Here is a 16,313-nt window from a genome sequence, read left to right on the forward strand (position 1 = left end):
ACCAGGACATTGAAGAACATATATTTCGTACCTTGCACGTATTGTAAGGTGTCATAACTGATTATGGGATTGCTTGAAATGAATTCCCGTAATCTGGAGCATAATTGCAGCGAGTGTGATTATGCTGCAATACTGGCCTTTCGATATTTATTTCCAAAAAACTAGAGAGGGTACTTCGGTGTATAAAACATCTTTTAAAGTAAGCTTGTGCGTAATTATTCTGATGTTACCATGGGTTGTTGCTCAAGCGGCCGGGCTCGGTAAGTTGACGCTTAATTCTGCGCTAGGGCAGCCTTTCAGCGCGGAAATCGATATCGTATCGACGGGTAATGACGATCTCTCATCCCTTAAGGCTAGTGTGGCTACTCGTGAAGCATTCGCGCAAGCCGGTATAAATTATGAATCTGTCCTGTCAGCTTTTAAAGTTTCAGTCGAAACAAGGGCAAATGGTAATCCCTATATAAAATTGACTTCGCTGCAAGCAGTTAATGATCCGTTTTTAATGTTGTTGATGGAGTTAAATTGGTCTTCAGGACGAATTTTGCGGGAGTACACAGTTCTACTGGATCCTGTTGAATCACCGGCACAGAATCTGATAGCGGCCAATACAAACCCTCCTCCTTTAGTTGGTGCGTCAGGATATGATGCAGAAAAATCACCGCGCATCGAAAATAATAATCCAATTACAAGTTCGGCTCCATCAGCTGTCGATACATCCAATCGATCTAACAACACCTATGGCCCGGTTAGCCGGGGTGATACCTTGTCATCGATTGCGACCCAGGTATTACCAGCTGGTGTCGATCTTAATCAAATGCTGGTGGCGCTCTATCGCGCTAATCGCGAAGCCTTTATCGCCAACAATATGAATTTGCTCAAGACGGGTGCTATTCTGAAAGTGCCTGAGAAAAATGAGATAACAGCAATCGATTCATCAACAGCCAGAGCCGAAATAAAAACGCAAATAGCAGACTGGCGTAATTACCGGGGACGGTTGGCAGCCATTAATCAGGAATCCCCAGCGCCTCATGCGATCAGTCAATCAGACCAAGGCCAGATTACCAGTATTGATAAGAAATCAACATCAGCTCCCGATGCGCCCAAAGAGGTTCTGAAGCTATCCAGTGGAGCACAGTTGCTTGATCAAGACGGTCAGATTGCCGAATCCTCACTGGTTGATCGTCTTCGTATGATGGAAGAAGATGCGATTGCGCGAAATCTTGCACTGAAGGAAGCGAATGAACGTGTAGCCATGCTGGAAAAAAGTGTTGAGAACTTGAAACAATTACTAGAGTTGAAAGACTCGGTATTAGCTCAGGCGCAGATTAAGGCAGAATCAATTCCAGCAACAATTAATAAACCGGAGTCACACTTTCCACCAGAAGAGGTTTCGATTGCCGAGAACGTAGAATTGGACTCTGCTTTTATACCGGAAGAAGCCCCGGTAATTCAACCGGCCGCAGAAGCGCCGGTAATCGCGCCTTCAATAGCCGATGAAGAAGCTAGCCGATCACTGCTTGATCAGGCATATGATTATATGGAATATATCGGTGCAGCTTTAATTCTGTTGTTGCTGCTTATTTTGTTGATTCTTAAGAGACGCCGGAATCAATCGCAAGACGATGAAGATAATGAAGAAAATTTTTCTTCGGCAATGCGTTCCCGAATAGCTTCAATGGCTGCTGCAAAGGCAGCGCCTGTTACTGAGGAAGGTCAATCGTTATCTGAAAATATGGATCATGATCAATCTTTTCACCATGTCGATTCCTATTCTCAAGCGGAAGAATCGGAAAAGTTTGATAAAGATATCGATTCATCCTACGAAGATAGTGCCGAACATACCTTGCAATCCAATTTTGATACTGAATCGACTACAGAACCGCAGATCGACGATGAGACGATTCTGGAACATTCGCAGGCTATTCACAGGAACTTACAGGAAGACTCCGATGAAGATCTTAGTCGACCGATTGCGGTTACAGAAGATAAGAATTCTGCTGAGCTTGCAAATCAAATTGATTTTGATTTGAGCGATGAGGCTGATGAAACTGCAACGGACGGAAAAATCGAATTAGAGAATACTAGGCAAATAAAAGAAGCTGAAAATGTTTCTGATTATGCGGTAGAGATTGATTTTGATGAACCGGAGCAATCGCTTGGTGCTATCGACTCGAGTAATAAGGCTACGGAAGAAAATAAGGATGATTTTGAGTTTTCTCGTTCAGAAATTGATCTGGCAGATAACCAAAACCCGAATGAAATAGAGATTCCCTTGCTCAGTGATGAGAGTAGCCGCAATTCAGAAGAAGTTGCACTGGATGATAGTCCTTTGGAATTTGATCGATCTCCTGATGCTGAGCAGAGTGATGAAGAATCAAATTTTTCATCAATAACGCCTGAGATTGATTTGGCTGCTATTAATTTAGATCTGGAGGATACCAATGCAGGTGATAATAAAGATGAAAAGGAAGATCTGAGCGTCCCAAGCGTCCCAAGCGAGGCATGGCAGGAAGTTGAGACCAAATTAGATTTGGCGAAAGCATACCAGGAAATGGATGACAGGGAAGGCGCTAAAGAAATGCTTGAAGAAGTCATTCGAGACGGTGATACAAAGCAAAAAAAAGCTGCAAGGAAAATATTAAAAGATCTGCGATGATCATTCCTTAGTGTGTTGCGGTTTATTTGGAAAGGCAGTTTCTGTTGGTGCGAATAATTTTAGTTTTAGAATATGATGGCAGTCGCTATTGTGGATGGCAAAGTCAACCGGAAAATTGCTCGATACAGGATATACTGGAAACTGCCTTATCAAAAATAGCTCATGAAGAAATACGCGTAATTACTGCGGGGAGAACCGATGCAGGTGTCCATGCATTCTATCAGGTGGTGCATTTTGATACTTTGGTGCAACGCCCTATCAATGCATGGGTGCGCGGGGTAAACGCGTTTCTGCCTGATGATATTGCGGTTTTGTGGGCATCGGAAGTGTCCGACAGGTTTCATGCAAGATATAGCGCGCTTGAGCGACGTTATTTATATTTTTTACTTAATCAGCCAGTGCGCCCAGGGATTAATCATAAAAAGGTTGGATGGTTTCATCAACCGCTGCAATTGGACATCATGCAGCGCGCGGCTAATATCCTGATTGGAGAGCATGATTTTTCTTCGTTTCGGGCAGCCGCATGTCAAGCAAAATCTCCTATACGCACAATTACGCAATTGAAGATTGTTCGTCATGGAAATTTATTGATTTTTGATTTACGTGCCAATGCATTCTTGCAGCACATGGTAAGAAATATTATCGGTTGCCTGGTTTATATTGGTAAAGGTAAATATTCTTCCGAATGGATGCTTGAGTTGCTGAAGGATTGCAATCGTGCATACGCCGCGCCAACTTTTTCTGCGGCAGGCTTATATTTGGCCGGTGTGAAATATGATTCCAGCTGGTGTATGCCGGGATTATCCGGAATACCCATTATTCCCAGCATGTTCTTATATAATTAAGCATTCAAAGTTTATAATCAGTATGTCAGTACGTGTAAAAGTGTGTGGGATTACTCGATGTAAGGACGCTGCGGCAGCAATCCGGGCAGGCGTTGATGCTATCGGTTTTGTTTTTTGGCCTCAGAGCGCACGCTATATTGAACCTGATATTGTACGCATCATTACTGCCAGTGTTCCGCCTTTCATTTGTAATGTAGGGGTTTATGTTGACCCCGATATTGACTGGGTTGAGAAAACTGCTCGTGTAGCCAAGTTAAATCTGCTGCAATTTCATGGCGATGAATCACCTGAATTTTGTAATCAATTTTCCCAGCCTTATATTAAAGCAATTAGAGTCAAACAAGACACAGATTTGCTACAATACGCCGAACGGTATAGAACCGCAAAAGGCTTATTGCTTGATGCTTATGTGGCCGATATGCCGGGAGGTACTGGGCATGCGTTTGAATGGGATTTGATACCCAAGTATTTGTCTTTGCCACTCATTTTGTCTGGTGGCTTAAATCCAGCCAATGTGTCTATGGCAATTCAACAAACTCAGCCGTGGGCAGTCGATGTTTCAAGCGGCGTGGAAACCTCGAAAGGAATTAAAGATGAAAAAAAGATTTTTGCTTTCATGCGAGGAGTAAAACAATTGTGAGCGCCTATGATCTTCCAAGCAAGAACGGTCACTTTGGACCCTATGGAGGTATTTTTGTTGCTGAAACATTAATTTCGGCACTGGAGGATTTGCGAAAGCAATATGAATTTTATCGTAACGATGCGGATTTTCAGTCAGAATTTGCCGAAGAATTAAAACATTATGTAGGGCGCCCCAGTCCCATCTACCATGCTAAAAGATGGTCGGACCATTTAGGTGGCGCACAGATACTGTTAAAACGGGAAGATCTGAATCATACCGGCGCACATAAAATAAACAATACGATCGGACAAGCTTTATTAGCCCGGCGTATGGGAAAAAAACGCGTTATCGCGGAAACAGGTGCCGGTCAACATGGTGTCGCCAGTGCTACGGTTGCGGCGCGTTATGGCATGGAATGCGTCGTTTATATGGGTTCTGAAGATGTTAAACGTCAGGCGACCAATGTTTATCGTATGAAGCTCTTAGGGGCAACCGTGGTGCCGGTGGAGTCGGGGTCGCGAACATTGAAAGATGCGCTGAACGAAGCGATGCGTGATTGGGTTACCAATGTCGAAAGCACTTTTTATATTATCGGTACAGTTGCCGGGCCTCACCCGTATCCGATGATGGTGAGGGATTTTCAAGCAGTCATAGGGAATGAGGCTAAAATACAAATGCAGGAAGATTTCACGCGACAGCCGGATGCGCTTATTGCATGCGTCGGTGGAGGATCAAATGCCATTGGTTTATTTTATCCCTATATTGATGACGTCAATGTTCGATTGATAGGTGTCGAAGCGGCAGGGAAAGGAATTGATACTAACCAACATGCGGCGACTTTATCGATGGGCAGCCCCGGCGTATTGCACGGTAATCGTACTTATCTGATTCAAGATGAAAATGGTCAGATTGTTGAAACACATTCCATTTCTGCTGGTCTCGATTATCCTGGCGTAGGGCCGGAACATGCCTGGCTTAAAGATTGTGGGCGTGCTGAATACGTAGCAGTTACCGACGATGAAGCGCTGGAAGCATTTCATACGCTGTGCCGGTACGAAGGTATTATGCCGGCATTGGAATCAAGTCATGCGCTGGCTTATGCGGCCAAATATGCGCCTACCCTGACCAAAGATAAATTATTGCTGATTAATTTATCTGGCCGTGGCGATAAGGATATGGCGACAGTTGCGCAAATGTCCGGTTTGACACTGTAATAAATTTACCACTGTATTGTTTATAGAGTTCCTCTGAACGAGGCGAGAGCGAAAATATTAACGCAGCATATAATTGATATGTAAGGAGATATTTTTTGTGAGCAACGATGTATTGTGACGAAATATGGATTTCTAGAGATGCTCTATAGTAATTCTCTGAAAAGAGTCGAGAACGGATTAAGCGGATGAGCCTAGATAGTATTAAAAATTTTCTAAATTTTTTTAGCGGGCAGAGCGATGCTAAAAGTATCAATCGCATTGCTAAGACATTTGCCAAATTAAAAGAACAAAACCGGAAAGCTTTGATTCCCTTTATTACGGCGGGTGATCCTCATCCAAAATATACCGTTCAATTGATGCATCAACTGGTTGAATCAGGTGCTGATATTATTGAATTGGGTGTTCCTTTTTCCGATCCCATGGCGGATGGGCCTACTATTCAAAGATCTTCAGAGCGGGCGCTAAAACATCATGTTAGCCTGAGCGATGTGTTGAAATTGGTGATTGAATTCAGAAAAACAAATACAAATACGCCGATTGTTTTGATGGGATATGCGAATCCGGTTGAAGCATTAGGTCATGTCTCATTTGCTGCCAAAGCGAAAGACTGCGGAGTTGATGGTGTGCTTATTGTTGATTATCCTCCGGAAGAATCAGGTGAATGGGTACAGTGTTTGGAGCAGCATCAAATTGATGCAATCTTTTTATTATCTCCCACAACGCATCAACAACGAATTAAGCAAGTGGCAAAGATAGCGAAAGGCTATATTTATTATGTTTCTCTGAAAGGAGTTACCGGCGCATCGCACCTTGATCTGCAGGATGTGGGCACCAAGCTGAAACAATTGCGTCAGTATATTTCGTTGCCAATCGGCGTTGGATTCGGCATACGCGATGGTGCGACAGCCAAGGCGGTTGCAGAATTGGCAGATGCTGTGGTTGTAGGTAGTAGAATAATTGAGGAGATTGAGAAGTCTTCTGAGTCGGATTTATTAAGAAATGTCGGGAATCAGATAAAAGCGCTACGTGATGCTATTGATGAGAATTAGAGTAATGTTAACAATACATTCCAGGAAACAGTTTTTATGAGTTGGTTTCAGAATATCATTCCACCCAAAATTAAACGCAAAGAAGTCGGCGAAAAAAAAATAGTGCCAGAAGGTTTGTGGAGTAAATGTGTTACTTGCGAAGCAGTCTTATATTACACCGATCTGGCTAAGAACCTGAACGTTTGTCCAAAATGTGATTTTCATAATCGTATTTCTGCCAGAGATCGCCTCGATCAATTGCTGGATCCCGCAGGGCGGCTGGAGATTGGCGCTGGGGTAATTGCAACCGATGCATTAAAATTCAAGGATAGCAAGCGTTATGTTGATCGACTGACGCAAGCCAAGGAAAATACTGATGAAGATGACTCTCTGGTAGTCATGCAGGGAACCATTAAGAAAATTCCCGTTGTTATTGCCGTATTTGAGTTTGGTTTTATGGGCGGATCGATGGGGTCTGTTGTAGGTGAGCGATTTGTTCTGGGTGTCAAAGCATGTATTGATAACCATATTCCGTTTATCTGCTTCAGTGCGAGCGGAGGCGCGCGCATGCAAGAGGGTTTGTTTTCTCTAATGCAAATGGCTAAAACTACGGCCGCGTTGACGCAATTGAGCCGTAATAAGCTTCCGTATATTTCTGTTTTAACAGATCCTACCATGGGCGGAGTATCCGCAAGCTTTGCTTTTATCGGAGACATCGTAATTGCGGAACCGGGCGCGCTTATCGGTTTTGCTGGTCCGCGCGTAATCGAGCAAACTGTACGCCAGACGCTTCCCGAAGGTTTTCAGCGCGCCGAATTCTTATTGCAGCATGGCGCGATTGATATGATTGTCGATCGTAGACAAATGCGCGATAGAATCGTCAATATTTGCACGCAATTGATGCGTATTCCGGTACCGGTATCTTAAATCTGAACCAATCAAGAGCAATGAGTGTGCCGAATAAGCTTCCCATTTCAGTTGCAGATTGGTTAAGTTATTTCGAGGTATCTCACCCCCAAACGATTGAATTGGGACTGGATCGAATCAATCTGATTCGATCAGAGCTTGCATTGTATCCTCAGTTTCCTATCATCATAGTCGGTGGAACGAATGGTAAAGGATCTGTCTGCGCGATGCTTGAATCCATACTCCATTGTGCGGGGTATGAAGTTGGTTGTTATACTTCCCCTCATTTGCTGCACTATAATGAACGAATACGTATCGGTAAGAAAAACATTGATGATCAGAGGCTTTGCAATGCCTTTATGCAGATATATTCAGCCTGCAAGATTCGAGACATCTCATTAACCTATTTTGAAGCTGGCACATTGGCCGCGATGTATTGTTTTGTCCAAGCGGGCGTCAATGCGGCGGTTCTAGAGGTTGGGTTAGGAGGGCGCCTTGATGCGGTGAATATATTTGATGCTGATTGCTCAATTCTGACCAGCATTGATCTTGATCATGTTGATTACCTTGGGGATACACGGGAAAAAATAGGTTTTGAAAAAGCTGCGATTTTCAGAAAAAACAAACCGGCAATTTGTGCGGAAATTGATTTACCGCAATCGGTTATCCAGCAAGCTGAAAAGAACGATGCGATCCTATATCGGATTAATGAACAATTCGGTTTTTTAAAACAAGATGTGCATTGGGATTTTTGGGGGCCGAAAAATAAACGCTATTCTCTTCCATTTCCAGCTTTAAGGGGAGAGAAACAATTACAAAATGCCAGTACTTGTTTGGCGGCTTTAGATATATTGGAAGATGTACTGCCCGTCAGCATGAGTAATGTACGCCAGGGCTTAATCGAAGCGGTTATCGCAGGACGATTTCAAGTGGTTTCAACACAGCCATTCATCATTCTGGATGTCGCGCATAATCCCAGTGCTGCGATGGTACTGTCACAGAACTTACGTGCAACAAGGCCAAACGGACAAACTTTTGCAATTATGGCTATGCTGCAAGATAAGGATATCGGCGGTGTTATCCAGGCATTAAAAAATGATATCGATTACTGGCTCGTATCTTCCGTTAATTCTTCTCGTGCCGCTGCTGCTGATTATTTGATTAATGAACTCTATAACGCTGAAGTTGCAGATGATAGTATCCGCAAATTTTCCGATACTATTTCCGCTTTTGTTTTTGCCTGTGAACAAGCAGGTAAAAATGATAGAATTTGCGTTTTTGGATCTTTCTATACGGTAGGTGATGTGTTGCGATACCTAAACACTCATCAAAGCAAGTAATCATTTGGATTTGCTTATGACTAAAAATATCACTGAAGAAGAGTTACTGCTTCGGAAACGTGCCAGGAGGCGTTTGGTCGGAGCAATAATTCTGGTTCTTGTTTCCATCATTGTTTTGCCAGCCATATTCGATGAGCCTAAACCGGACGATGAACCACATGAAATTGCTATTAATTTACCGGGAGTTGATAGAAGTACTATTGTTCCAGGTACAGAACAAAGGGCTCAGGAATCTTTTAGTGATATGAGCGCAACCACTGAATTGCAGAATGAACCCGAAATTCATACTCAGGATATCGAGAAAATCATTGAAGCGCGCTCTTACGAATCCGGAGGTATACCCATTCCCGGTGTTAAGCCAAAACTTGATAAGCGATCTACTGAAATATTGCGCGCAAACAATGCAAACTCAGTGCGTAGCGCTGTAAATACACCTGCTGCAGCGACTAGTGCGGCTGAAACAGCCAAAGCTTCCCAAACCTCATCAGATTCAACAAAAGGATTTGTTGTACAGTTAGGCGCATTTTCAGATCAATCAAAAGCCAGGCAACAACATGCGAATTTAGTGTCAAGTGGTTTTAATGCCTATACCGAAACACTCAAGGTTGATAATAAGGAAGTGACGCGCGTGCGCATTGGACCTTTTATGACACGAGGCGCGGCTGACAGCGAATTAAAGAAATTAAAAAATATTGGATTGGACGGAGTAATAATTCCCCGGTAGGTATTAATCCGAACAATACTCCCTTAAAATGCGGGATTTCTTCTATTAAATAAGATTATTCAGCAAATTGTATTAATTCTGATCAATGACCGTTTTTGACTATGTTGTTCTCGGTATTTTTTTTGTATCTGTAATTTTAAGTATTTTTCGTGGGTTTGTACGAGAATCATTGGCTATTGCGGGGTGGGTGGTTGCGTTTATCGTTGCTGGTGCCTATACATCCTTTTTTGAGCAATTTTTGCCTGTTGAAATAACTGGAGAAACATTAAGATTATCCATCACGTTTGTTTTGACTTTTCTTGCTGTATTACTAGTTACGGCATTGATAACTATGTTACTGGCTGCGCTTATCAAGGGTATAGGATTGGGGTTTATTGATCGAATATTAGGTTCAATATTTGGTTTTTTACGAGCCTTAATTATTGTAATGCTATTGGTTCTGATTGCTGGATTAACGACAATTCCTAGCCAGGTTTTTTGGCAGCAGGCTGTTTTAAGTAAGCCGCTGGAGGCGATTGCATTACAGATATTACCCTGGTTACCCAATGACTTATCAAAGCATATCAATTATGAACGAAGGGAAAGTTCTTAAAATGATCCTGGATCAGTAAAATTTGCTATGCTTATCTACAAATGCTTACTCATCAAGCAAATTTATATCCATTCTTCAAGCTGATTAAGGCAAAATTTACGGAGTAATTTCTATGTGTGGAATTCTCGGCATTGTTGCAAAATCACCGGCTAATCAATTACTTTATGATGGCTTGTTAATGCTGCAGCATCGCGGGCAAGACGCGAGCGGTATAGTAACAGCGCAAGGCAACACCTTTCACATGCATAAAGGGCTTGGTCTGGTAAGGGATGTATTCCGCACTAGAAACATGAGAGCGCTAACCGGGAATATGGGTATCGGCCATGTACGTTATCCTACTGTCGGGTCTGCACGCTCTCCGGCAGAGGCTCAGCCCTTTTATGTGAATTCTCCGTTTGGTATTGTACTCAGCCATAATGGGAATCTGACAAATGCCGAACAGCTTAATCAGGAATTGTTCAGAACTGATCTCAGGCATGTGAATACCAATTCCGATTCAGAAGTGCTTTTGAATGTTCTTGCACATGAATTGCAGGAAAGTACGCGCAATTGTCAATTGGACCCTGCAGCCATTTTTTCGGCAGTAGCCGGTGTGCATAGACGCTGTAAAGGTGCATACGCGGTTGTGGCTATGATTGCCGGGTATGGATTACTCGCTTTTCGTGATCCTTATGGAATACGCCCCCTGGTATTTGGAACTGCAGAAAATGAAATGGGTGATGAATATCTTGTTGCTTCCGAAAGTGTTGCTTTGGATACACTGGGATTTAAGCTGATACGTGATATAGAGCCTGGGGAAGCGATTTTTATCGATGAGAACGGCAATTTTTATAATAAGCAATGTTGCGCTAAAACTTCTTCATTAAGCCCTTGTATTTTTGAATATGTCTATTTGGCCAGGCCGGATTCTGTCATTGATGGGATTTCTGTTTATGAAACACGATTAAATATGGGAGAGTATTTGGCTGAGAAAATTAAGAAGTCAATGTCTCATTTAAATATTGATGTAGTTATTCCCATACCGGACTCGGGCCGTCCTTGTGCTTTGCAGTTGGCTAATTGTCTGGGGGTAAATTTTCGTGAAGGCTTTGTTAAAAATAGATATGTTGGCCGGACTTTCATTATGCCGGGACAGCAGCAGCGACGTAAATCGGTGCGGCAAAAATTAAATGCAATGAGTATAGAATTCCGCGGTAAAAATGTTTTGCTGGTCGACGATTCCATTGTACGTGGCACTACCAGCCGTGAGATTGTACAGATGGCGCGCGAGGCTGGTGCAAACAAGATTTATTTTGCTTCAGCAGCACCTCCGGTGAGATATCCCAACGTGTATGGTATCGATATGCCGACGCGCCAAGAATTAATCGCAACTGATCGCGATACGGATGAGATTTGTGCTGAAATTGACGCTGATTATCTGATTTTCCAAGACCTGGACGCACTCAATCGTGCGGTTTCGGTTGTTTCACCCGCTGTAGATAAGTTTGAGACTTCATGTTTTGATGGAATCTATATTACTGGCGATGTGACGCCGGATTATTTGAATTCTCTCGAGTTTCAAAGAAATTCCAGTCAATTATCGCACCACACCAGATATAATACTCAATTGGATTTGAGTTTGGTTTTCTCTGAATAGGGTTTTGGGAAAACAAATAAAGTTATCCAACAAGCCGCTCCAAAAAATCATCAGTGCCAAATCGCCATAAATTCTGAAAATTAATCATTGCCTGAGGTTCCCGTTATATGTCTGATCATTTACAGCCCGAAACGCTTGCACTGCATACTGGCATCCATCGTAGCCAGTTTAATGAGCATTCAGAGGCCATGTATTTAACCTCGAGTTTTGTATTTGATAGTGCCGCGCAAGCCGCCGCCCGTTTTTCCGGGGATGAGCCTGGCAATATCTATTCCCGGTTTACGAATCCTACTGTGACAGCATTTGAAGAACGGCTTGCTGCATTGGAAAACGCCGAGACGTGTATCGCAACATCTTCCGGCATGTCCGCGATACTCGCATGTGTAATGGGATTGTTATCTGCCGGCGATCACATCATAGCATCCAGGAGTTTATTTGGTACAACAGTGAATTTATTCAATAACATACTGAAGAAATTCAATATTGAAACGACTTTTGTGTCGGCGACCGACGTGCATTCATGGCAAGCTGCGATACAAACGAATACCAAGCTATTCTTTCTCGAAACGCCCTCTAATCCATTAACAGAAGTATCTGATATCTCTGCATTAGCAGAGATTGCGAAGAAATCGAATATCTGGTTGGTTGTCGATAACTGCTTTTGTACTCCTGTCTTGCAAAAACCGCTTGAGCTTGGTGCAGATATTGTCATTCACTCTGCTACCAAATATTTGGATGGGCAGGGAAGGGTATTAGGAGGCGCCGTGCTAGGCAAGCGCGATGTATTAATGGAGGGTGGTATTTATGGGTTTCTACGCACGGCCGGGCCAACCCTTAGTGCATTCAATGCGTGGGTTATACTTAAAGGTCTGGAAACACTCAAGATTCGTGTAGAAGAGCATTCGAGAAATGCCCTGAAACTGGCTCAATGGCTTGAATCACACCCAAATGTGTTGCGTATTTTTTATCCCGGCTTAATGTCTCACCCGCAATATGAGTTGGCAAAGCAACAACAAAAATCAGGTGGAGGTATTGTTTCCTTTGAGGTTAAAGGGGGCAGGGAAGCCGCCTGGCGCATTATTGATTCGACGCGCTTAATATCAATTACTGCCAATTTGGGCGATACGAAGAGCACGCTGACTCACCCTGCTACCACGACCCATGCGCGAATCAGTCAGGAAGCACGGGACGCAGCGGGGATATCGGATGGATTGTTGCGTATTGCGGTAGGATTAGAATCAGTGCAAGATCTTCAGGCTGATTTAGCTCGGGGCCTGGCGCTATAGCTGATGAGTTTAGCAAGGCAATGAGTCAAAATCATTGAACATAATTCATACGTCACTAAATGACTTCAGCTTTCTGGATAATGACATCATCAATAGGAACATTCTGATGTCCGGCAGAATTTCCAGTTTTAACTTTCTTTATCTTATCTACTACATCCTGGCCTTCAATCACTTTACCAAATACGCAGTATCCAAAGCCGTGCGATGATGGATCTTTATAATTCAGAAATCCGTTATTGGTCACATTGATAAAAAATTGTGCTGTTGCTGAATGCACATCAGCGGTACGTGCCATTGCGATGGTGTAAGTATCATTTTTGAGGCCGTTAGCGGCTTCATTTTGAATAGGCGCCCGGGGTGTTTTCTGTTTCATTCCAGGCTCGAATCCACCGCCCTGGATCATGAAATCGTCTATAACACGATGAAACAGTGTGTTGTCATAGAATCCACTGGTTACATATTCCAAAAAATTTTGTACAGTTTCAGGTGCTTTTTCATTATCCAATTCAATTTTTATTTCACCTAAATTGGTTTTTAATCTAACCATTATTGATCCTTTGCTCATTTGTGATTCTTGTTATTGAATATTAACGGGTAGCTTAATAAGCTCTTCGATAATAACATTGTTCTTTGGTACATCGCTTGGAAAAGGGCCTTTTGATCCGGTTGGCATTGATGCAATTTTGTTGACGATCTCCATGCCGGAAATGACTTTTCCAAATACTGCATAGCCGTAGCCATTCTGATTAGGGGCCTTGAAATTAAGAAATTTGTTATCGGCAACATTAATAAAAAACTGGGCTGATGCAGAATGGGGATCCGATGTTCGCGCCATTGCGATTGTGCCGGGCTCATTCTTTAAATCGTTAGCAGCCTCATTTCGAATGGGCGCCCGTGTCGGCTTCTGATTTAATGCAGTATCGAATCCTCCGCCTTGAATCATAAAGCCCGCGATTACCCGATGGAATATCGTATTTCTGAAAAAACCATCGTCTACATATTGTAGAAAATTCTCAACGGTTTTGGGTGCTTTATCAGGATAAAGCTCAAGGACGATATTTCCAACATTCGTTTTCATTTCAACTTTGATATTTTCTGCATTAGCATACAGAGGAGATGAGAATAAAAACAGAAAAAACAAAATTTGGCGAAAATGCATGGTTAGTGTGTCCTCATTAATTAGTTGCGCGGAGATTCAAATCCACATTATGTTATACTCGTCGACCATTCCGGTTGCATCCGGGAAGGTTCTGGATTCTATCAAAAAGACAAGCAATCCCACAATTTATCCATTGGCTTTATGCTTAAAATATATAACTCAATCGCCCGTGAAAAACAAGATTTTATTCCGATTACGCCTGGGAAAGTTAAGCTATATGTGTGCGGAATGACCGTTTATGATTATTGTCATTTGGGTCATGCGAGAGTTCTGGTCGTATTCGATACGGTGGTTCGCTGGTTCGAAGCGAATGATTTTGCTGTCAACTATGTGCGAAATATTACTGATATTGACGATAAAATCATTAAACGTGCGCAGGAAAATAATGAGTCAATCGGAGCGCTAACGCAGCGTTTTATTCAGGCCATGAATGAAGATTCTGCGGCATTAGGCGTTTCATCGCCAACTCATGAACCGTGCGCGACACACCATATTGAAAGCATGATTCGGATAATTGGCACGCTGATTGAAAAGAATCTCGCCTATCAAGCTCATAATGGGGATGTTTATTACTCTGTTCATAACTTTCCTGGTTATGGCAAGCTTTCCGGTAAATCCTTGAACGATCTACGGGCAGGTGAGCGCGTAGATATTGATTCAAGCAAAAAAGACCCATTGGATTTTGTGTTGTGGAAATCAGCAAAATCTGGCGAACCGTTCTGGGAATCCCCTTGGGGTCAAGGACGACCAGGCTGGCACATTGAGTGTTCAGCCATGTGCGAGCAATTTCTTGGGGAGCATTTTGATATTCATGGGGGAGGTCAGGATCTGCAGTTTCCGCATCATGAAAATGAAATTGCTCAAAGTGAGGGAGCGCATGATCATCCATTCGTCAACTACTGGATGCACAATGGCTTTGTTCGCGTTGACAACGAAAAAATGTCAAAATCTCTGGGCAATTTTTTTACTGTCCGTGAGATATTGAAGTTATATCAACCTGAAGTGGTACGTTTTTTTATTTTGCGTGCACACTATCGCAGTCCACTCAATTATTCAGATCAACATCTGAAAGACACAAAACTGGCGCTCGATCGTCTTTATATTGCCTTAAAAGAGGTTGATTCCATTGGTGTTGCGATGGTCGACTGGAATTATCCTCATGCACAAAAATTTAAACAGGCAATGGATGATGATTTTAATACGCCGGACGCAATTGCTATATTGTTTGATCTTGCCAGCGATATCAACAAAACAGGGTCAAGAGAACACGCTGGATTACTTAAGGCGCTCGGTGGCTTGCTAGGGCTTTTGCAACAGAACCCGCAAGAATATCTGCAAAATAAGGCGGCTAACAGTGAATTAAATCCCTCAGCGCACGATGAAATTGAGCAATTGATTCAGGAGCGTATAAACGCACGTAAAGAAGGGCGTTATTCCGATGCGGATGCAATCCGGAAACGATTGCAGGAACAGGGCATCATTCTTGAAGATAGTTCGCAAGGAACGGCGTGGCGTCGCACATAGGCGATTAAAACCGGGGCGTTAAATTTTCCAGAGATATAGCGTGGAATTCGAGAAATCATCAAGCTTGATACATTTGTCAGGTGGAATATCAGGAATAATAAAAGTGTTGCTGATTAGAAAACTTCCGGGACGCATTTCCTGAGTGACCTTCTGCCACAGCGAAGCCATTGGAACCGGGGATAAATAGGCATATACAACATCATAGTTTGAGAAATCATGCTTCCAGAAATCACCCCATATGATTTTACTGGCCGAAACAGAAAACATGCTTCTTAATTGACTGATCAGAAAAGGTAAGGGCGCATATTCGATGCCGTAAAAAGAACCGTTCTTGTGAGTGTTTGCCAGATTACTGATTAATCCTCCGCACCCGCTTCCAAGATCAATAAAGGAAAACTGATCCTGCCGGGGTAATAATGCTGCCAGTGCCGGCTCCACGCTTCTGCTTGAAAGATACAAAGGTACCTGGGTTTTATAAGTTTTGCCGTAGGTGAGCAATAAACAGAGAAAAAGTATCAGGAACCAGGTGGGTGAAATGTTCAGTGCTAATACCGCAATCGCTAACGGCATAAAAATAAAATGGATCGGAATCCACCACAGCGGCATTCTGAGGCAATAACTCACAAACCCGGCCAGCAATCCCTGCACGATAGCCCATGCAAAAATATTTAAAACGATTACCGACTGGATCCCGATAAAGAAACCAACCCCTATCAAGGTGGTTATCTGAGTAAGCAAGGCGATAATAACCGGATGCCGGAATTTCATCATAGTAAATAAG

Annotated in this window: 15 protein-coding genes; 12 read left to right on the forward strand and 3 right to left on the reverse strand. The window is 42.9% G+C overall.

Annotation, left to right across the window (positions count from 1 at the left end):
- Nucleotides 1-223: 223 nt before the first annotated feature.
- The 11 genes from C4S39_RS04450 (at nt 224) to C4S39_RS04500 (ending at nt 12,849) form a co-directional block, all read left to right on the forward strand.
- Nucleotides 224-2,656: a FimV/HubP family polar landmark protein gene (locus C4S39_RS04450; protein ID WP_258039282.1), complete on the forward strand. Its 2,433-nt coding sequence runs from the start codon at nt 224-226 to the stop codon at nt 2,654-2,656.
- A gap of 47 nt (nt 2,657-2,703) precedes the next feature.
- On the forward strand, nt 2,704-3,501 hold the full coding sequence (gene truA / locus C4S39_RS04455; RefSeq protein ID WP_103965937.1) for a tRNA pseudouridine(38-40) synthase TruA: 798 nt from the start codon (nt 2,704-2,706) through the stop codon (nt 3,499-3,501).
- Between the two features lie 22 nt (nt 3,502-3,523).
- Nucleotides 3,524-4,141: a phosphoribosylanthranilate isomerase gene (locus tag C4S39_RS04460; RefSeq protein ID WP_103965845.1), complete on the forward strand. Its 618-nt coding sequence runs from the start codon at nt 3,524-3,526 to the stop codon at nt 4,139-4,141.
- Nucleotides 4,138-5,337 carry a tryptophan synthase subunit beta gene (gene trpB / locus C4S39_RS04465; RefSeq protein WP_103965846.1) on the forward strand — a complete coding sequence of 400 codons (1,200 nt, stop codon included), beginning with the start codon at nt 4,138-4,140 and terminating at the stop codon, nt 5,335-5,337. Before C4S39_RS04460 ends, trpB begins: the two co-directional genes overlap by 4 nt.
- Before the next feature lie 248 nt (nt 5,338-5,585).
- Entirely contained in the window at nt 5,586-6,386 is an 801-nt protein-coding gene (gene trpA / locus C4S39_RS04470; protein ID WP_181023754.1) for a tryptophan synthase subunit alpha, read from the forward strand.
- A 36-nt stretch (nt 6,387-6,422) separates the two neighbouring features.
- A complete protein-coding gene (gene accD / locus C4S39_RS04475) occupies nt 6,423-7,292 on the forward strand; it encodes an acetyl-CoA carboxylase, carboxyltransferase subunit beta (protein ID WP_103965848.1) in 870 nt (289 codons plus the stop codon).
- 20 nt (nt 7,293-7,312) lie between these two features.
- On the forward strand, nt 7,313-8,611 hold the full coding sequence (gene folC / locus C4S39_RS04480) for a bifunctional tetrahydrofolate synthase/dihydrofolate synthase (RefSeq protein WP_103965849.1): 1,299 nt from the start codon (nt 7,313-7,315) through the stop codon (nt 8,609-8,611).
- Nucleotides 8,612-8,627: 16 nt separating this feature from the next.
- Complete coding sequence (locus C4S39_RS04485; RefSeq protein ID WP_103965850.1) at nt 8,628-9,335, forward strand: SPOR domain-containing protein; 708 nt, start codon at nt 8,628-8,630, stop codon at nt 9,333-9,335.
- A gap of 85 nt (nt 9,336-9,420) precedes the next feature.
- Nucleotides 9,421-9,927, forward strand: coding sequence for a CvpA family protein (locus C4S39_RS04490; protein ID WP_103965851.1), 507 nt, complete (start codon nt 9,421-9,423; stop codon nt 9,925-9,927).
- Nucleotides 9,928-10,039: 112 nt separating this feature from the next.
- Entirely contained in the window at nt 10,040-11,563 is a 1,524-nt protein-coding gene (gene purF, locus C4S39_RS04495; RefSeq protein ID WP_103965852.1) for an amidophosphoribosyltransferase, read from the forward strand.
- A gap of 107 nt (nt 11,564-11,670) precedes the next feature.
- The gene (locus C4S39_RS04500; RefSeq protein ID WP_103965853.1) at nt 11,671-12,849 is read left to right on the forward strand and encodes an O-succinylhomoserine sulfhydrylase; all 1,179 of its coding nucleotides are present in this window, start codon (nt 11,671-11,673) and stop codon (nt 12,847-12,849) included.
- Between the two features lie 55 nt (nt 12,850-12,904).
- Here C4S39_RS04500 and C4S39_RS04505 read toward each other — a convergent pair whose 3' ends face one another.
- Nucleotides 12,905-13,396, reverse strand: coding sequence for a peptidylprolyl isomerase (locus tag C4S39_RS04505; protein ID WP_103965854.1), 492 nt, complete (start codon nt 13,394-13,396; stop codon nt 12,905-12,907).
- A gap of 30 nt (nt 13,397-13,426) precedes the next feature.
- Complete coding sequence (locus tag C4S39_RS04510; RefSeq protein WP_103965855.1) at nt 13,427-14,008, reverse strand: peptidylprolyl isomerase; 582 nt, start codon at nt 14,006-14,008, stop codon at nt 13,427-13,429.
- A 141-nt stretch (nt 14,009-14,149) separates the two neighbouring features.
- Between C4S39_RS04510 and cysS the strand changes: the two genes are divergently transcribed.
- A complete protein-coding gene (gene cysS, locus C4S39_RS04515; RefSeq protein WP_103965938.1) occupies nt 14,150-15,532 on the forward strand; it encodes a cysteine--tRNA ligase in 1,383 nt (460 codons plus the stop codon).
- 18 nt (nt 15,533-15,550) lie between these two features.
- Here cysS and C4S39_RS04520 read toward each other — a convergent pair whose 3' ends face one another.
- A complete protein-coding gene (locus tag C4S39_RS04520) occupies nt 15,551-16,303 on the reverse strand; it encodes a hypothetical protein (RefSeq protein WP_258039283.1) in 753 nt (250 codons plus the stop codon).
- Nucleotides 16,304-16,313 lie beyond the last annotated feature (10 nt).

The organism is Nitrosomonas ureae (assembly GCF_900108305.1).
Classification (GTDB): Bacteria; Pseudomonadota; Gammaproteobacteria; order Burkholderiales; family Nitrosomonadaceae; genus Nitrosomonas; species Nitrosomonas ureae_B.